Raw genomic sequence first — 18,001 nt, 5'->3', positions numbered from 1 at the left:
ATGAGCTCAGGCACGCCTTCTGCCGCGAGCCCCCTGGCGGGCCTGCGCGTGGTCGATCTCACGCGCAACCTGCCGGGGCCCTTCGCCACGCGCATCCTGGCCGACCTGGGCGCCACGGTCATCAAGGTCGAGCCGCCCGAGGGCGACCCGGCCCGGGGCCTGCCGCCGCTGTACGCGGCGCTGAACCCGGGCAAGGATGTCCGCACGATCGACTTCAAGCAGCAAGCCGACAAGGACCGGTTGCGTGTATGGATCCAGGACGCCGATGTGCTGGTGGAGGGGTTCCGCCCCGGCGTGATGGCGGCCATGGGCCTGGACATCGACAGCCTCAAGGCCCTCAATCCGAAGCTGGTGGTGTGCTCCATCACCGGCTACGGGCAGGAGGGCCCCTGGGCGCAGAAGGCCGGCCATGACATGAACTTCATGGCCATGTCCGGCGCGCTGGACCAGATGCGCGGCCCCGATGGCAGCGTCACCCTGTCCAACATCCAGTGGGGTGACCTGGCCGGTGGCAGCTCCATGGCTTGCGTCGCCTTGCTGGCGGCGCTTTGGCAGGTGCAGCGCACCGGCCGGGGCTGCCACATCGACATCAGCATGACCCACGGCCTGTGGGCCCACCAGGTGATGCCGCTGGCCACGGGCGCCATGCTCAAGCCCTTGCTGGAGCGCCTGCCCGGTGCGCGCGAGGACATGCTCAACGGAGCCCTGCCCTGCTACAGCCTCTACACCACGGCCGATGGCCGCTCGCTGGCCGTTGGTGCGCTGGAACTGAAGTTCTGGCGCCTGTGCTGCGAGGCCTGGGGCCGCCCTGACTGGATGGAGCGCCACTGGCAGCGCGGCCTGCTGCCCAATTCGCCTGATTCCAACGCGCTGCGCGACGAGGTAGCCAAGCTCATCGCCGCTCAACCTTTGTCGCATTGGGCCGATGTCTTTGACAAGGTGGACGCCTGCGTCACGCCCGTGCTCACGCTCGCAGAAGCCCAGGCCCACGGCCTGTTCGCCGGGGCCGGTCGCGCGCCGTGGGTGATCTCCGCCTGATTCCGATCGAAGTACTGCACCTGAAGAACACCATGACGACGACACCTGCCGCCAGTCATCCCATCGTCGCCCGCGAAAAACTCGATTTCGGGCTGGAGGGCGACATCCCGCGCCACTGGCTGGACAATGACCCCTTCAAGAGCCGCTTCTTCGACGCCATGTCGGTGTTCTTCCCGGAAGGCGAGCGCTTCTTCATCTCCTGCGTGCGCGATTTCAGGGACCGCATCACCGATCCGCAACTGCTGGAAGATGTGAAGGATTTCACGCGCCAGGAGGGCCAGCACGGCATCGTGCACCGCCAGTTCAACGACCGGCTCAAGCGTCAGCGCATCCATGTCAAATCGCTGGAAGGGCAGACCGTGTGGTTCCTGTTCGATGTGCTACGCAAGCGCCTCAGGCCCGAGACCACGCTGGCGCTCACCGCCGCCTTCGAGCACATGACCGCCCTGATGGCGCATGGCTTCGAGCAGTGCCGCGTGCTGGACAAGGCCGATCCGCGCATCCGCGCCATGTACACCTGGCACGCCATCGAAGAGGTCGAGCACAAGTCCGTGGCCTTCGACGTGATGCAGAAGGTGGCCAAAGTGGGCTACTGGCGGCGCGTGCTGCCGCTGGTCTTCACCTCGTTCTCCTTCCCGCTGGCAACGCTTCTGGTGGTGAACTACATGCTCACCGTCGACGGCTTCAAGGGCTGGCAACGGGCTGGCATCATGGCGCGCGGTCTGTGGTGGCTGTACAAGCCGGGCGGGCTGTTCCTGCCACTGTTGGGCCACCACCTTCAGTACTTCAAGCCGGGCTTTCACCCCTGGCAGATGGGTGACCTGGCCAGCTACGAGACCTGGCGCGAGGTGTTCGAACGCACGGGCGATCCGATCGCTGCGGGCGACGCGGTGATGGGGCCGGCGGCCTTGGCCAAGGGTTAGCCTGGGGGCTTTCGCCTCAATTCCGGTGGGGGCAAGTCGATAACATAGGGAGCCCTCTCTATGACCACCCTACGCAGCATTCCCCCCAGGGTCACCTGGATCACCGGCAGCGGCCCGGTGCGCCGCCACGTCATGTTCTGCCTGGGGGCGGGCATGATCTACGGCATGACGGCCGCCATCATGGCGCATTCCGCCTGGCTGGGCTTGATCAGCACGGGGGTGTTCTGGTTGCTGCTCGGCTGCATGGCTGCCACCTTCTTGCTGTTCTTCACCTTGGTGCGCAGTGGCTGGTCCCAGCGTTTCGAGGACCCGGTGCTGGCCTTTCCGCACGGCATGGTCTCCATCCTCATCATCGTGCTGGCCTATGTGCTGATCGGCGAGTACCGAGGCGACACCATCATCCTGCTGGCCCAGGCCGTGGCCGTCGCCATGTTCCGCCTGAGGCCGCGCCAGTGCCTGCTCCTGGGCGGCTGGGCGGCCTTGTGCGTGAGCCTGGCCCAGTTCGGGCTGGTCTGGTCGGGCGCGCCGGGCTTTTCATGGCAGCGTGGCCTGACACATTTCACCGTTTCCGCGGTGTCGCTGATGGCGCTGGCCGTGGTCGCCATGTGGATCAGTGCCATGCGCGTGCGCATCAGCCGTCAGGCCGACGAGTTGCGCCAGACCCTGGTGCAGGCCCAGGCGCTGGCCACCACCGACATGCTCACCGGCCTGCTCAACCGCCGAGCCATGACAGACCAACTCGAAGCCGAACTGGCCCGCGTTTCCCGCTCCGGCGACCCCGTGTGCGTGGCTCTGATCGACATTGACCATTTCAAGAAGGTCAATGACCACTATGGTCACCGCATGGGCGATGAAGTGCTGCGCGCCTTCGCCGCCCTGGCCCAGGGAGACCTGCGCCAGGTCGATCAACTGGGGCGTTGGGGCGGCGAGGAATTCCTGCTGATGATGCCGCACGTGGATGCCACACAGGCCTGGGTGGCCGTGGAACGGCTGCGCAACCGCATCGCAGCCCACCCCATGGGCGACAGCGGCACACTGGTGGTGACGATCTCGGCCGGGCTGGCGCAGTTCTCTCCAGGCGAATCCCTGGACCGCTGGATCGAGCGTGCCGATCAAGCCCTCTATCAGGCCAAGCAGGCGGGGCGCAACCGCACCCTGATTGCCGAAACGCCGCCGGCTACCACGTCCACGCCAGTCCCTGCGCAGCCCACGGCCAGAGGCCCGGCCCCCGTGGTTCGGCTGCAACCTTCTTCGCCGTGATGAGGCCATGACGCAGCCCGCCAAGCCCCTTACCTTCGTAGAAGCGGCCACGCCCCTGGTACTGTGGGCGCTGGGGGCCGATCGTGCCACCCGCTCGCGCGTGCTGGCCATCAGCCTGTGCCTGCTTGTTTATTCGGTGTGCTGCGTGGCGGCCTGGTATGCGGCGCAGATCGGGATGATGCACCCCATGGCGCCTCCTGTGCTGGCCTGGGTCACGCTGCCCGCGTGCGTGGTGGCCCTGGTGCTGGTGCGCAGCGGGCGATCCAAGCGCTTTGCCGACCCAACCCTGATGGTGCCGCAGAACGCGCTGGCAGTCGTGGCAATCAGCTTTGCCTACCTGACCATCCGCCCTGAGGACCGGGGCGTCGTGATGGTGCTGCTGTCGCTCGTGATCATGTTCGGCATGTACACGCACACACCGCGCCAGTCCCTGGTCATCGGCGGGGCTGCGGTCGTGGGCCTGGGGGCCTGCATGCTGATCCTGAGCCAGTACGACCCAGGCTTCTATCCCTTCCGGCGTGAGCTGGTGCGTTTCGAACTGCTGGTCAGCGTGGTGCCCGTGCTCGTGTTCACGGCCATCCAGCTCAACGCCTGGCGCAGCCGGCTCAAGCGCCAGCGCGAGGAGCTCAAGCAGGCCCTGGCCACCGTGCAGCACCTGGCCACGCGCGACACCCTCACGGGCCTGTACAACCGCCGCCACATGCAGGATAGGCTGGAGACCTGCCTGGGCCGGCTGGAACGCTATGGCGAGCGCTTCACGCTGGCCCTGATCGACCTGGACCACTTCAAGAGCGTGAACGACCGGCATGGCCACAAGGTGGGCGACGAGGTGCTGAGCTCCTTCGCGCACGCGGCCTCGGCCGTGCTGCGCGAGTCCGATGTGCTGGGGCGCTGGGGCGGTGAAGAGTTCCTGGTCGTTTTTCCTGACACCGCCCCCGAGCAGGCCCGGCGCCCGCTGGAGCGCCTGCAGGCGGAGCTGACGCGCCTGGCCGTGTCCAACAGCGTGCCGGGATTGCGGGTTTCCTTCTCGGCAGGCCTGGCGCTTCACGTGGCCCATGCCACGCTGAACCACACCCTGGAGCGCACCGACGCCGCGCTGTACGAGGCCAAGCGGGGCGGGCGCAACCAGGTGGTGCTGGCCGAGCCGGTGCCCTCGGTTTTTCCGGATGTCGTGCCCAAGGAGGTCGCCCCCGAAGAGGATTCGGCGCTCGACTCCGAGCCCGGCCTGATCGAAGGCCTCTTCAGCACGCCACGATATTGACGGCCAGGCCTCCGCGCGAGGTCTCCTTGTACTTGCTCTGCATGTCGGCACCGGTTTCACGCATGGTCTTGATGACCTGGTCCAGGCTGACATGGTGTGTGCCGTCGCCATGCAGGGCCAACCGCGCCGCGTTGATCGCCTTGACCGACGCGACCGCATTGCGCTCGATGCACGGGATCTGCACCAGGCCGCCCACAGGATCGCAGGTCAGGCCCAGGTGGTGTTCCATGCCGATCTCGGCGGCGTTCTCGACCTGGGCCGGCGTGCCACCCAGCACCGCACACAGGCCGGCGGCGGCCATGGAACAGGCCACGCCAACCTCGCCCTGGCAGCCCACCTCCGCACCCGAGATGGACGCGTTTTCCTTGTAGAGCAGGCCGATGGCGCCGGCGGTCAGCAGGAAATCAATCACGCCCTGGTCGGATGCTGCGGGTACAAAGCGGAGGTAGTAGTGCAGCACGGCCGGTACGATGCCGGCAGCACCATTGGTGGGGGCGGTCACCACGCGGCCACCGGCGGCGTTCTCCTCGTTCACGGCCAGCGCGAACAGGTTCACCCAGTCCATCACGGCCAGCGGGTCCATGGAGGGCGCTGCAGCCAGCTTGCGTGACAGTGCCGGCGCGCGGCGCGGCACCTTGAACGGGCCGGGCAGCAGCCCGTCCTGCCCGCAGCCGCGCTGCACGCAGGCCTGCATCACGGCCCAGATGTGCAGCAGCCCGGCGTCGATCTCCGCATCGCTGCGCCACAGGCGCTCGTTGGTGCGCATCACACCGGCCATGCTGGTGGCGTGTGCGCCGCACAAGGCCAGCAGGTCGGCGCCGCTGTGGAAGGGCAGCGGCAGCACCTCGGTGTCGGGCACCACGTGGTGCTGGCGTGCACTGTCGCCGGCCAGTTCCTCGCTGACAACGAAGCCGCCACCCACCGAGTAATAGCAGCGCTGGGCCAGGGCATGGCCGTGGTCGTCGAAGGCGCTCAGGCGCAGTGCATTGGGGTGGAACGGCAGGCTCTGGCGCAGGTGGAAGACCAGGTCGGCTTGGGCATCGAAGGGCACCTCGTGCTGGTCCAGCAGGCGCAGCCGGCGGCGCGCATGGATGTCTGCGATCAGGCCGTCGATGCCGTCCACATCGACCTGGTCGGGCTCGTGACCGCCCAGGCCCAACAGCACGGCCTTGTCGCTGCCATGGCCGCGGCCTGTGGCGCCCAGCGAGCCGAAGAACTCGCAGCGCACGCGGCGCGTGGCACCGAGCAGTGCATCGTGCGCCAGCCTCCATGCGAACAGGCGCGCCGCCCGCATGGGCCCGACCGTGTGGGAACTGGAAGGCCCGATTCCCACCTTGAACAGATCGAAGACGGACACGGCCATGGTGAACCTCTCTGGTTCATCCTAGACCTTTGCCCGCCTGCCGGGGGCAGGGCTTTCGTGAACTACGGGCGCTGCCGGGGCCTGGCGCTCAGCGCGTGGCGATCTCGCCGCGCAGTGAGTGCGGGTAAGCCAGCGTGATGTCCGCGTCGATCAACTGGCCGATCAGGCGCTGAGGTTGAGGCCCGCCGGGGAAGTTGACGATGCGGTTGCACTCGGTGCGGCCCATCAGCTCGCCAGGGTCCTTGCGGCTGGGTCCTTCGACCAGGATGCGCTGCGTGGTGCCCACCAGCGCCTGGCTGAAGCGCTGCACGTTGCCTTCGAGCATGGACTGCAAGGTCTGCAGGCGCTTGAGCTTGACCTCTTGCGGCGTGGTGTCCTCCAGCGCGGCGGCCGGCGTGCCGGGGCGGGCGCTGAAGATGAAGCTGAACGAGGCGTCGAAGCCGATGTCGTCCACCAGCTTCATCATCTTGGCGAAATCCTCGTCCGTCTCGCCCGGGAAGCCCACGATGAAGTCCGACGAGATGCGGATGTCGGGACGCACCAGGCGCAGCTTGCGGATGGTGCTCTTGAACTCCAGCACGGTGTAGCCGCGCTTCATGGCCATCAGGATGCGGTCGGAGCCGTGCTGCACGGGCAGGTGCACGTGGTTGACCAGCTTGTCGGTCTTGCCGTAGACGTCGATCAGGCGCTGCGTGAACTCGTTGGGGTGGCTGGTGGTGTAGCGGATGCGCTCGATGCCGGGGATCTCGGCCACATATTCCAGCAGCATCGCGAAGTCGGCGATCTCGGTGGTGTCGCCCATGCGGCCACGGTAGCCGTTCACGTTCTGGCCCAGCAGGGTCACTTCCTTCACGCCCTGGTCGGCCAGGTCGGCCACCTCGGTCAGCACGTCGTCAAACGGGCGCGAGACTTCTTCACCGCGTGTGTAGGGCACCACGCAGTAGCTGCAGTACTTGGAGCAGCCTTCCATGATGGACACGAAGGCGCTGGCGCCGTCCTTGCGGGGCGGGGGCAGGTGGTCGAACTTTTCGATCTCGGGGAAGCTGATGTCCACCTGCGGGCGCTTTTGCTGCTGGCGCTTTTCCAGCATGGCGGGCAGGCGGTGCAGGGTCTGCGGGCCGAACACCACGTCGACATAGGGCGCGCGCTCGATGATGGCCGCGCCTTCCTGGCTGGCCACGCAACCACCCACGCCGATCATCACGCCGCGCTCTTTCAGGTGCTTGACGCGCCCAAGGTCGCTGAACACTTTCTCTTGCGCCTTCTCGCGGATGGAGCAGGTGTTGAACAGGATCAGGTCGGCCTGTTCAGGATCGTTGGTGGGCTCGTAACCCTTCGCGGCGTTGAGCACATCGGACATCTTGTCCGAGTCGTACTCGTTCATCTGGCAACCGTAGGTCTTGATGTAGACCTTCTTGCCTGGGTTGGTGGGCAGGGCGGCAGGGGCTGCGGACGCGGCGGTGTCGGGGGCTTGGGGCAGGGAACTCATTGGGGGGAACTCGATTCGCGATTCGATCACTTCGACCAGGTCTTCTTGAGCGGGTCGTACGTCCATTTGGCGGCTTCGGCGGGGGTGGTGGGCCACAGTTGCGCCAGCTCGTCGGGACGCAGGATCCACACGTCCATCAGCAGGCCGTAGGTGTCGATCGTGTAGTGCACCTTGAGCTTCTTGCCGATCAGCATGCCCCACATGACCAGCATGTTGTTCTCGCCGCGGATGCGGGCGCCGGGGGCCAGGCGGGCCGTCTTGCCGTTGAGCGTGACTTCGGGCGGTTGCGTCAGCACCAGTTCGCCACGCAGGGCGGTGGTCGGGAAGGTGCGGCTGATCTGCAGCGGCACGATGAGGTTGGGATCGGCCTGCAGTGGTGGAGGCGGTGGGGGCGCGCTGGCGCCAGAGGCCGGTGCGCTGGCGGCTGTGGCGCTCTGCGCGATGGCCTGCGTGGCCGTGAAGGAAAGCGAACTCACGCAGAAAGCCAGTGCGAACACGGCTGAGCCAGCCCAGGGCGAGGCCGGGGCCGGCTTTTGACAGCGGGGCATGGTGTAGATCCAGGGGCTGTGGAAAGAGGGACAATTTTAGCCCGCCGCCCCGGGATCCATCAAGCGAGAGGGCGGGCGCTGCTGCAGCGGGCCGGTGCCCGGCCCTTCTGCGGCCTGTCCAGGCGGATCAGAACTTCACCACCACGCCCAGCGAGTACTGGTCGATGTTGCTGCGCACGCTGTCCATGCCGACGCGGTAACGCTCCCACTCGCCGCGCAGGGCGGTGGTCGGGCTGAAGTCGTACTGCAGGCCCGCGCCCACCTTCAGGCCCGTGTCGTGGTCCTTGACGCTCAGGCCGGTGCCGGACACCTTGGCCTCGGTGTCTACCACGCCCACGCGGCCCAGGGCCGACCATTGGGGGGCCAAGGGGATCGTGCCTACGGCATCCAGGTACAGGCCGCGGGCCTTCACATCGCCCGATGGCGCCTGGAACTTGCCCAGGCCGGCATAACCCGCTTCCAACGCGAAGTTGGGCGTGAACTGGTAACCCCCATAGAACTTGTAGCCGGTGTCGCTGCGGTCGGTCTCGGCGCCTGCCGGGCTGTCGTCCTTCAGGTGGGATTGGGCCACGTTGCCCCCGATGTAATAGCCCGGTGTGGCGGTGAGCTGGGCCTGTGCCGTGCCGGCCACCGCGAAGGCTGCGGCCATGGCCGTGGCCGTGCGGCCCAGGGCGCGCTTGAGCGTGAGGTTCAGGGATGCGGAAGTGTTGTTGACGGTCATTGCATGACTCCTTTCGTGAGTGCGGATTCAGTGTTGTCCTGGCGTGTCAAGGCGATGTCAGGCCGGCGTAAAGCTGTGTGCGAAAGGGGGTGGTTTTGTGCAAAGATCCGGGCTTGTCATAACGAGCCCCGCACGAAGGGCCAAATGGGGAAGGGAACACCATGGCTTTGATGGATTTCATCAAGAAGCAGTTCATTGACGTCATCGAGTGGACGGAGTCCACCGATGGCGTGCTGGCCTGGCGCTATCCGTTCCAGGACCGTGAAATCCAGAACGGCGCGACCCTGGTGGTGCGTGAGTCGCAACTGGCGCTGTTTGTCAACGAAGGCCAGGTGGCCGACCTGTTCGGCCCCGGCACGCACCGGCTGACCACGCAGACGCTGCCCGTGCTGACCAACCTGAAGAACTGGGACAAGCTGTTCGCCTCGCCGTTCAAGAGCGATGTGTATTTCTTCAGCACGCGCCAGCAGCTGGACATGCGCTGGGGCACTGCCCAGCCCATCACCCTGCGCGACAAGGATTTCGGTGCCGTGCGTCTGCGCGCCTTCGGCAACTACAGCCTTCGCCTGGTCGATCCGCGCAAGTTCCACACCGAGGTGTCCGGCACGCGCGAGGTCTACACCATGGCCGATCTGGACGGCCAGCTGCGGGGGCTGATGCTGCAGCACATCAGCGATGCGGTGGCGCAGAGCGGCGTGCCCTTCCTGGACCTGGCCGCCAACCAGGTGGCCTTTGCCAAGGCCCTGCACCTGGCCACATCGCCAGCCTTCGAGGCCATCGGCCTGCAACTGGAAGGCGTGACCGTGCAGAACGTGTCCTTGCCCGAAGAGCTGCAGAAGATCCTCGACCAGCGCATCGGCATGGGCATGGTCGGCAACGACATGGGCAAGTTCATGCAGTACCAGACGGCGCAGGCCATGCCAACGCTGGCGGCGGGAGCCGGGGGGGCAGGTGGTTCGGTGGCCGGTGATGCGGCTGGCCTGGGCGCAGGCCTGGCGCTGGGCCAGGTGATGGCCCAGTCCATCCAGCAGGGTCTGCAAGGTGGTCAGCCCGCGGTGCCTGCGCCTGCGGTGGTACCGCTCAAGCCCGACGAGGTCATGGCCACGCTCGAGAAGCTGGCCGACCTCAAGGCCAAGGGCATCCTGACGGAAGACGAGTTCAGCACCAAGAAGGCCGAGCTGCTCAAGAAGCTGGTCTGACGCCCGCCCTGCATTTCCATGGTTGATCCGACGCCGCAGCGCGCCTGGCGCGCGCTGTGTTCCTTCTGTGGTGCGCCGGTCGAGTTCCGCTCGGCCGCGTCGCCCATGGCGGTGTGCAGTTATTGCCGCAGCACGCTGCTGCGCGACGGCGACACGCTCAGGCGGATCGGCCAGACGGCGCATCTGTTCGACGACCATAGCCCGCTGCAACTGGGCGTGGCCGGCCGCTACCAGGGTGAACCGTTCACGCTGGTCGGCCGCGTGCAGATGGCTTACGACGAGGGCGTGTGGAACGAGTGGCACGCCTTGTTCGACAACGGCCGATCCGGCTGGTTGAGCGAGGACAACGGCCAGCATGTGTTCGCCTTCGAGCAGCCTGCGCGGTCTGCCTTGCCCGAGAACTGGGCGCGCACGCCCCCCGGGGTGACCTTGTTCATCGATCAGGCGCCGTGGGTGGTGGCCTCCAGCGTCAGCGCGCGCGTGCAGGCGGCCGAGGGCGAACTAGCCTTCGTGCCCGATTTCGCGCAGACAGGCACGGTGGTGGAATTGCGCGACACGCAGGGCCAGGTGCTGTCGCTCGACGACACAGAAAAGCCGCCCAGGCGCTTCATCGGTAGCGCCGTGTCCCTGCCCGACCTGGCTTTGCACGGCCTGCGCGAGGGGCCTGCAGAAGCGCCGATCAAAAGCGCCGGGATCGAGTGCCCGAACTGTGGCGCACCCCTCGCGCCGCGGCTGGGCCAGAGCCTGTCCATCGTGTGCGGGTCGTGCAAATCGGTGGTCGACATCTCCAAGAGGGATGAGGGCACAGGCCTGGCGCACTACGCGCAGGACAACGGCCTCGAGCCCTTGATCCCGATGGGCCGCTCGGGCGTGCTCGATGCGGATGGCTCGGGCAAGGCCGACAGCTGGCAGGTGGTGGGTTACCAGGAGCGCTGTGACGAGCCCGGCGGCGATGACGAACAGACCTTCTGGCGCGAGTACCTGCTCTACAACCAGCAGCGGGGCTTTGCCTTCCTGGTCGATGCCGAGGATGGTTGGAGCGTGGTCCGGCCCGTCACCGGCGTGCCCTCGTCGCAATCCGCATCGGCCGTGTTCAAGGGCGTGACCTACCGCAAGAAGTACACCTACACCGCCAAGACCACCTATGTGATCGGTGAGTTCTACTGGCGCGTCCGCCGCGATCAGCGCAGCCTGAACACCGACTACGCCGGAGCGGGGTCCAAGGCTCGCCTGCTCCTGAACCGCGAGCAGACGGGGCAGGAGATCACCTGGTCGGCCGGTCAGATCCTGGATGCCAAGGCTGTGATGGGCGCCTTCGGCATCAAGCCTGACCAGGCCGCGGCCTTCAAGCGCGATGCGGGCGCGTCGGGTTCGTGGTGGTCGGGCAAGACCGGCTGGCTGTTGATCCTGTTGGTGATCGTGCTGGTGGTGATGCTGTCGCGCTGTGGCGATGGGCGTGACTGCAACCGCGTGCGGGACACCTATGGCGCGGCGAGCTATGAGTACAGCCAGTGCACCCAGCGCGCGGGCAGCAGCGGCGGCAGCTGGGGCGGATCGCATGGCAGTTCGTGGGGCGGCTATGACAGCGGCGGCTCTCACAAATGAACGGCGCTTGAGGCGCAGAATCCCCACAACGGTTGACGACGATCCCGAAAGGAATTTCCATGTTCGAACTTGATTGGCTCAAGCCCGGCGTCTTCATCGGCTCCATCGTTTTCGCGCTGATCGGCGTGGCCCTTTTCTGGCTGTGCTTCATCATCGTTGACAAGCTCACGCCCTACGACCTGTGGGGCGAGATCGTCGAGAAGAAGAACGTGGCCCTGGCCATCGTGGTGGCGGCCATGTGCCTGGCCATCGGGCAGATCGTGGCTGCGGCCATCCATGGCTGACACCGCTGCCCATGCCGTGCCCCACCCGCAAGAGGGGCAGGGCGGGCGCGTGAGCCCGGCCGAGGTGGTGCTGCTGGTCTCGGTGTTCGTGGTGGCGGCCTGCGGGCTGGTCTACGAACTGGCCGCGGGCAGCCTGGCCAGCTACCTGCTGGGCGACTCCGTCCTGCAGTTCTCTACCATCATCGGCACCTATCTGTTCGCCATGGGCGTGGGCTCATGGTTATCGCGCTATCTCGAGCGCCAGCTGGTGGCGCACTTCCTGCGCATCGAGCTGATGGTGGGCCTGGTCGGCGGCCTGATGCCGGCGACCTTGTTCGTGGCGCACAGCCTGCTGCCCGCCTCGGCCATGGGGACCTTCAGGGTACTGCTGTATGTCATGGTGCTGCTGATCGGCATCCTGGTGGGGCTGGAGATCCCGCTGGTGATGCGCATCCTCAAGCGCCAGTTCAGCCAGCGCTATGCGCTCAAGGACCTGGTGTCCGAGGTGCTGACCTTCGATTACCTGGGGGCGTTGGCCGTGTCGCTGGCCTTTCCGCTGCTGCTGGTGCCGCACCTGGGGCTGATCCGCACGGGCGTGTTCTTCGGCTTGCTGAACGTGGCGGTGGCGGCCTGGGCCCTGTGGCTGTTCCGCGCCGAACTGCGCACCTGGCGAGCGCACGCGCTGGCCTGTGCGCTGGTGGCGCTGGTGCTGGGCGCGGCCATGGCCGGCGCGCAGCCGCTCACCAGCTGGGCCGAAGACCGCTTCTACGGCGAAGGCATCGTGCAGCGGCTGGATTCGCCCTACCAGCGCATCGTGCTCACGCACGGGCATGGCGCGACCAAGCTCTACCTCAATGGCAACCTGCAGTTCTCGTCCCGTGATGAGTACCGCTACCACGAGGCTCTGGTGCATCCAGTGATGACGGCCCATGGCGCCCCGCGGCGCGTGCTGGTGCTGGGCGGTGGCGACGGCATGGCGGTGCGCGAGGTGCTGCGCCACCCGTCGGTGCAGCAGGTGACGCTGATCGAACTGGACCCGGCCATGACGCGCCTGTTCGGCCAGGATGAGCGCCTGGTGGCGCTCAATGGTGGCGCCTTGCGCTCACCCAAGGTGCGTGTGGTCAATGCCGATGCCTTTACCTGGCTGGACCGGCACGACGAAGTTTTCGATGTGATCATCGTTGATTTTCCGGATCCGACCAACCATGCCATCGGCAAGCTCTACACCACCACCTTCTATGCCTTGCTGGACCATCACCTGTCCGCCGGGGGTTATGCCGTGGTCCAGACCACCTCACCTTTGATCGCGCGCAAGAGCTTCTGGACGGTGGTGAACACGCTGGAGGCCGTGGGCCTGAGCGCCACGCCCTACCACGCGCATGTGCCCAGCTTCGGAGAGTGGGGCTTCGTGCTGGCCCACCGGCGGCCCTGGCGCGCACCAGCCCATTGGCAGGCCGGCTTGCCTCAGGGCTTGCGCTTCCTGTCACCTTCAGTGTTGCCGGGGCTGTTCGTGTTTCCGCCCGACATGGCACGTGTGCCGACCGAGCCCAACCGCCTGAGCAGCCAGGGCCTGGTGCACACCTTCGAAGAAGAGTGGGGGCAGGTGCGCTGATGGCCGGCCCAGACCGCCCCGTGCTGACCTGGTCACGCCGCGGCTGGCTGGGCTGGGGCGCGAGTGCCCTGGCCAGCGCCGCCGCCTTGCCTGGCTGTGGTCCCCGTGGCGCCACGGCGAACGGGGCGGTGGCACTGCCGTTGAAGGACGATCTCGAGGGCGGGTGGCTGGGCCAGCACGCCGAACGCGGCCATGCCTGGCGTGACGGCCGATGGAAGCCCGGCGGCCGAGTGGTCTTCACACGGCGGGTGCACACCCTGGTGGTCGGGGGCGGCATCGCCGGTCTGGCCGCCGCCCGGGTGCTGCAGGACAACGGCCTGGACGACCTGGCCGTGCTGGACCTGGAAGACCAACCCGGGGGCAACGCCCGAGGCCATGTGCTGATGGGCCAGCCCTGCCCGCTGGGCGCGCACTACCTGCCCGTGCCTGGCGAGGACGCGCACGAGGTGGCGCAATGGCTCGAAAGCCAGGGAGTGATCCGGCGGCAGCAGGGCCGCTGGGTAGGCGATGAGCGACATCTGTGCCACAGCCCCCAAGAGCGCTTGTTCGTGCCCGAGACGGCCGATCAACAGTCCGGCAGCTACTGGCCCGGTCATTGGCAGGAAGGCTTGCTGCCTGCAGGTGCCCAGACGCATGCGCAGCACCAACGCTTCCAGCGCGAGGTGCAGGCATTGCGCCAGCAACTGGGCTTCGCCATGCCCACCGTGCGCCGTCCGTGGAACCCCGGGCTGGCCGCGCTGGATGCGATCACCTTCGACCATTGGCTCGATGGGCGTGGGCTGGACGACCCCGGCTTGCGCTGGGCCCTGGATTACGCCTGCCGCGACGACTATGGCGCGGGTTCTGCCCGTGTGTCGGCCTGGGCTGGGCTGCAGTACTTCGCCAGCCGCCATGTCGAGCTCGCCGCCAGCGGGGGCCACGGCGACCCGGATGCTGTGCTGACCTGGCCCGAAGGCAATGCATGGCTGGTGCGCCGCCTGGCCCACGGCCTGGGTGACCGCTTGCACCCCGCCACGGTGGCACTGGCCGTCACGCCATCACGCACCGAGGTGGTGGTGGACACTTGGTCGGTGCGCCGGAACCGCCCCGAGCGCTTCATCGCACGCCGCGTGGTGATGGCCGCGCCGCTGATGGTGGCCGGTCGCTTGCTGCCCGCACCTCCGGCCCCGCTGAAGGCTGTGCTGCCCTTGCTGCGCTATGCGCCTTGGCTGGTGAGCAACCTGGCCTTGCGTGAGCCCCTGATCGAGCGCCAGGGGGCACCGCTCTCGTGGGACAACGTCGCTTATGCGCCCCATGGCCCCGCGTCGTTGCCAGAACCCTCGCTGGGCTATGTCAACGCACGGCATCAGCACCTGGATCCACCGCCATCGGGCGCGCCTGTGGTGTTGACGCACTACTGGGCGCTGGGTGGCCGAGATGTGCAGGCAGAGCATCACCACCGCGGCCTTCTGTGGTCACAGCCGTGGCGCTGGTGGGCCCAGCGGGTGGTCGATGACCTGGCCCGTGTGCACCCCGATCTGCCGGACAAGCTGCAGCGCATCGACCTGATGCGTTGGGGACACGCCATGGCGATTCCTGTGCCTGGTCTGCGGGGGCATCCGGCTCTGGCGGCGTTGGCCGATGGCGAGTCCTCGCGCCACAGCCGCCTGCATTGGGCGCATGCCGACCTGTCGGCCTACTCGGTGTTCGAAGAGGCCTTCACGCACGGCGTGCGCGCGGCCCGCCAGGTGCTGCGTGCCGAGGGGCCGCCTCAGCGGCTGGCCTGGGGCAGACCGCGCTCTACCGCCTGACGGTTCACGGTCAGGGGTTGAAAGCCCCGCACCAGCGCGTCGACCAGGGCACGGGCCTGCTCGCGGTGGTCGGACAGCGCATTGCACACGAACACATCCAGTGTCACGTGGCCTGATTCGGGCCAGGTGTGCACCGCCAGGTGCGATTCGGCCAGCAGCACCATGCCGGTGATGCCCGCCAATTGCCCGGGCTTGGCTGGCGAGAAGGCATGAAACAGCTCGCCCACGGCGCTCAGGCCTGCCTGACGCACTTCTTCCAGGCAGGCGGCCCGCAGCGTGCCCCATTGCGTCATCCAGGGGTTGTCGGGTGAGCAGCCGCTGAGGTCAGCGGTGATGTGCAGGCCGGCAATGCCGCCAGCTTGTGCATCACTGGCAGGGGGCTGATCGGAGGGGGCGGGATGGAGCATGGGGCGGCAGGGATCGGTGCAGACGCCTGCTCAAGCGCCGGGTACACCGGTGGGTTGATCGTTCAAGGAGGCCAGGCGCTCGGGCGTGCCCACATCGGTCCACGGGCCCGGCCAGGTCTCGGCGCTCAGCCTGCCGTGTTCGATGGCGCGGTCCATGCTGGGCCGCAGCGCGGCCTTGGTGCCCGGGGCCAGGTGGTCCACCATGGCGGGGCGGTACAGCGCAATGTTGCCATAGGTCCATGGACGCAATGCTTCCAAGTGTTTGGGCAACACACGCCCTTTGTCGTCGATGGCGAAATCACCGAGCGGCACGTGCGGCGGGTTGGGCACCAGCCAGAGATGGCCCCAGTCTTCGCCTTCCTGGAAGCGGCGTGCGGCGGCCTGGTCGAAGCGAAAGCCGGGCACGAACACATCGCCCGAGACCGACCAGAAGGCTTCGCCCAGCAGCGGCAGGGCCTTGGCCATGCCGCCAGCGGTTTCCAGCGCGCCGCCGTGGTCGCGGCCTTCCATCGAATAACGGATGCGCAGCCCCCAGCGCGAGCCATCGCCCAGCGCGGCGGGGAACCGCTCTTCCAGCCAGGCCGTGTTGATCACCACCTCGCGCACGCCATCGCGCGCCAGCGCTTCCAGGTGCCACTCGATCAGCGGCTTGCCCCGCACATGGATCAAGGGCTTGGGCGTGTGGTCGGTCAGCGGTTTGAGGCGCTCACCGCGGCCAGCGGCGAGGATGAGGGCAGGCAGGTTGGGCATGCCCAGCATTAGATCAGTTCTTGATCCGGTAGCCCGTCTTGAAGATCCAGGCGATGATGCCCAGCGACAGCGCCATGAAGGCCAGCGTCATGCCCAGGCTGATGCCCACGCCCACGTCGGCCACGCCGTAGAAGCTCCACCTGAAACCGCTGATCAGGTAGACCACCGGGTTGGCCATGGACACGGCCTGCCAGAAGGGCGGCAGCATGTGGATGGAATAGAAGCTGCCTCCCAGGAAGGTCAGCGGGGTGATGATCAGCAGGGGGATCACCTGCAGCTTCTCGAAGCCGTCGGCCCAGATGCCGATGATGAAGCCCAGCAGGCTGAAGGTGACGGCCGTGAGCACCAGGAACAGGATCATCCACACCGGGTGCTCGATGCGCAGCGGCACGAAGAAGCCTGCCGTGGCCAGGATGATCGCCGCCAGGATCAGCGATTTGGTGGCCGCCGCCCCCACATAGGCCAGCACGATCTCCATCGTCGAGATGGGGGCCGACAACAGCTCGTAGATCGTGCCCGTGAAGCGCGGGAAATAGATGCCGAAGGATGCGTTGGAGATGCTCTGCGTCAGCAGCGACAGCATCACCAGGCCGGGCACGATGAAGGCGCCGTAGCTGATGCCGTCGATGGACTGCATGCGTGAGCCGATGGCCGAGCCGAACACCACGAAGTAGAGGGCGGTGGAGATCACGGGCGCGAAGATGCTCTGCATCAGGGTGCGCCAGGTACGGGCCATCTCGAAGTTGTAGATGGCGAGCACGGCATGCAGGTTCATGCGGCCTCCTTCGAATGGACCAGGTTCACGAAAATGTCCTCCAGCGAGCTTTGCGTGGTGCTCAGGTCCTTGACGCCGATACCGGCGTTCTCCAGCGCGCGCAGCAGGGGCGCGATGCCGGTGTTGTCGGCCTGGGTGTCGTAGGTGTAGACCAGTTGCTGGCCGCTGGCCGCCAGGCTCAGCTCGAAGCCGCTCAAGGCCTGTGGCAGTGTGGCCAGGGGTTCGGCGAGCTGCACCGTCAGCTGCTTGCGCCCCAGCTTGTGCATCAGCACGGCCTTGTCTTCCACCAGCACCAGTTCGCCCTTGTTGATCACACCGATGCGGTCGGCCATCTCTTCGGCCTCCTCGATGTAGTGCGTGGTCAGGATGATGGTGACGCCCGACTCGCGCAGCGAGCGCACCAGACGCCACATGTCGCGTCGCAATTCCACGTCCACGCCGGCGGTGGGTTCGTCCAGGAACAGGATGCGTGGCTCGTGCGACAGCGCCTTGGCGATCAGCACCCGCCGCTTCATGCCGCCGGACAGGGTCATGATCTTGTTGTCCTTCTTGTCCCACAGCGACAGGTCGCGCAACACCTTCTCGATGTAGGCCGCGTTGGCGGGCTTGCCGAACAGGCCCCGGCTGAAGGACACCGTGGCCCACACGGTCTCGAAGGCGTCGGTGGTGAGCTCCTGCGGCACCAGGCCGATCAGGGCGCGGGCGGCGCGGTAGTCCTTGAGGATGTCGTGGCCATCCACCGTGACCTGTCCGCTGGTGGGACTGACGATGCCGCAGACGGTGCTGATCAGCGTGGTCTTGCCGGCGCCGTTGGGCCCCAGCAGGGCGAGGATCTCGCCGCGCCGGATGTCCAGGCTCACGTTCTTGAGAGCCTGGAACCCCGAGGCGTAGGACTTGGACAACTGGGAGATGGAGATGATCGCGCTCATGGGGCGCAACGATAGCCCAAGCCGTCAACCTTCGCTTGAACGGAAAGATGGCCGAATTTGCGAACTAC

Annotated in this window: 17 protein-coding genes; 9 read left to right on the top strand and 8 right to left on the bottom strand. The window is 66.9% G+C overall.

Going from position 1 to position 18,001, the window contains the following annotated elements; genetic code table 11:
- Genes EIP75_RS09295 through EIP75_RS09280 form a run of 4 tightly spaced genes read left to right on the top strand, consistent with a single transcriptional unit; the run spans position 1 to position 4,482 of the window.
- Positions 1–1,038 carry a CaiB/BaiF CoA transferase family protein gene (locus EIP75_RS09295; protein ID WP_125242982.1) on the top strand — a complete coding sequence of 346 codons (1,038 nt, stop codon included), beginning with the start codon at positions 1–3 and terminating at the stop codon, positions 1,036–1,038.
- A gap of 32 nt (positions 1,039–1,070) precedes the next feature.
- A complete protein-coding gene (locus tag EIP75_RS09290; protein ID WP_125242981.1) occupies positions 1,071–1,961 on the top strand; it encodes a metal-dependent hydrolase in 891 nt (296 codons plus the stop codon).
- Positions 1,962–2,021: 60 nt separating this feature from the next.
- Positions 2,022–3,221 carry a GGDEF domain-containing protein gene (locus tag EIP75_RS09285; RefSeq protein ID WP_125242980.1) on the top strand — a complete coding sequence of 400 codons (1,200 nt, stop codon included), beginning with the start codon at positions 2,022–2,024 and terminating at the stop codon, positions 3,219–3,221.
- Positions 3,222–3,228: 7 nt separating this feature from the next.
- Positions 3,229–4,482 carry a GGDEF domain-containing protein gene (locus tag EIP75_RS09280; RefSeq protein WP_125242979.1) on the top strand — a complete coding sequence of 418 codons (1,254 nt, stop codon included), beginning with the start codon at positions 3,229–3,231 and terminating at the stop codon, positions 4,480–4,482.
- Here the strand turns inward: EIP75_RS09280 and EIP75_RS09275 are convergent.
- The 4 genes from EIP75_RS09275 to EIP75_RS09260 all read right to left on the bottom strand — a co-directional run bounded on the left by EIP75_RS09275 (position 4,463) and on the right by EIP75_RS09260 (position 8,603).
- A complete protein-coding gene (locus EIP75_RS09275) occupies positions 4,463–5,845 on the bottom strand; it encodes an L-serine ammonia-lyase (protein WP_125242978.1) in 1,383 nt (460 codons plus the stop codon). The two genes, EIP75_RS09280 and EIP75_RS09275, sit on opposite strands and share 20 nt — an antisense overlap.
- An 88-nt stretch (positions 5,846–5,933) precedes the next feature.
- Positions 5,934–7,229: a tRNA (N6-isopentenyl adenosine(37)-C2)-methylthiotransferase MiaB gene (gene miaB, locus EIP75_RS09270; RefSeq protein ID WP_233584788.1), complete on the bottom strand. Its 1,296-nt coding sequence runs from the start codon at positions 7,227–7,229 to the stop codon at positions 5,934–5,936.
- Between the two features lie 131 nt (positions 7,230–7,360).
- Positions 7,361–7,882, bottom strand: a complete 522-nt coding sequence (locus EIP75_RS09265) for a hypothetical protein (protein WP_233584771.1) — start codon at positions 7,880–7,882, stop codon at positions 7,361–7,363.
- Between the two features lie 127 nt (positions 7,883–8,009).
- Positions 8,010–8,603, bottom strand: coding sequence for a porin family protein (locus EIP75_RS09260; protein WP_125242976.1), 594 nt, complete (start codon positions 8,601–8,603; stop codon positions 8,010–8,012).
- A gap of 161 nt (positions 8,604–8,764) precedes the next feature.
- On the opposite strand from EIP75_RS09260, the gene EIP75_RS09255 reads away from it, so the two are divergent.
- From EIP75_RS09255 to EIP75_RS09235, 5 genes are read left to right on the top strand one after another with little or no spacing between them, the layout of a single operon-like run.
- The gene (locus EIP75_RS09255) at positions 8,765–9,802 is read left to right on the top strand and encodes an SPFH domain-containing protein (RefSeq protein WP_125242975.1); all 1,038 of its coding nucleotides are present in this window, start codon (positions 8,765–8,767) and stop codon (positions 9,800–9,802) included.
- An 18-nt stretch (positions 9,803–9,820) separates the two neighbouring features.
- The gene (locus EIP75_RS09250) at positions 9,821–11,407 is read left to right on the top strand and encodes a DUF4178 domain-containing protein (protein WP_125242974.1); all 1,587 of its coding nucleotides are present in this window, start codon (positions 9,821–9,823) and stop codon (positions 11,405–11,407) included.
- A 59-nt stretch (positions 11,408–11,466) separates the two neighbouring features.
- Positions 11,467–11,691, top strand: coding sequence for a DUF350 domain-containing protein (locus EIP75_RS09245; RefSeq protein ID WP_125242973.1), 225 nt, complete (start codon positions 11,467–11,469; stop codon positions 11,689–11,691).
- A complete protein-coding gene (locus EIP75_RS09240; protein WP_125242972.1) occupies positions 11,684–13,282 on the top strand; it encodes a polyamine aminopropyltransferase in 1,599 nt (532 codons plus the stop codon). The genes EIP75_RS09245 and EIP75_RS09240 overlap by 8 nt, the downstream gene beginning before the upstream one ends.
- A complete protein-coding gene (locus tag EIP75_RS09235) occupies positions 13,282–15,072 on the top strand; it encodes an FAD-dependent oxidoreductase (protein ID WP_125242971.1) in 1,791 nt (596 codons plus the stop codon). Before EIP75_RS09240 ends, EIP75_RS09235 begins: the two co-directional genes overlap by 1 nt.
- Here the strand turns inward: EIP75_RS09235 and speD are convergent.
- The 4 genes from speD to EIP75_RS09215 are packed head-to-tail and all read right to left on the bottom strand — an operon-like array spanning position 15,033 to position 17,933.
- Complete coding sequence (gene speD / locus EIP75_RS09230; RefSeq protein WP_125242970.1) at positions 15,033–15,479, bottom strand: adenosylmethionine decarboxylase; 447 nt, start codon at positions 15,477–15,479, stop codon at positions 15,033–15,035. The genes EIP75_RS09235 and speD overlap by 40 nt on opposite strands.
- A gap of 30 nt (positions 15,480–15,509) precedes the next feature.
- On the bottom strand, positions 15,510–16,229 hold the full coding sequence (gene murU / locus EIP75_RS09225) for an N-acetylmuramate alpha-1-phosphate uridylyltransferase MurU (RefSeq protein ID WP_125242969.1): 720 nt from the start codon (positions 16,227–16,229) through the stop codon (positions 15,510–15,512).
- Between the two features lie 13 nt (positions 16,230–16,242).
- On the bottom strand, positions 16,243–17,004 hold the full coding sequence (locus tag EIP75_RS09220; RefSeq protein WP_125242968.1) for an ABC transporter permease: 762 nt from the start codon (positions 17,002–17,004) through the stop codon (positions 16,243–16,245).
- Positions 17,001–17,933, bottom strand: coding sequence for an ABC transporter ATP-binding protein (locus EIP75_RS09215; RefSeq protein WP_125242967.1), 933 nt, complete (start codon positions 17,931–17,933; stop codon positions 17,001–17,003). The genes EIP75_RS09220 and EIP75_RS09215 overlap by 4 nt, the downstream gene beginning before the upstream one ends.
- Positions 17,934–18,001: the final 68 nt, after the last annotated feature.

The sequence above is a fragment of the Aquabacterium soli genome, assembly GCF_003933735.1.
Classification (GTDB): Bacteria; Pseudomonadota; Gammaproteobacteria; order Burkholderiales; family Burkholderiaceae_C; genus Aquabacterium; species Aquabacterium soli.
This window is presented reverse-complemented; position numbering and strand designations above follow the sequence as displayed.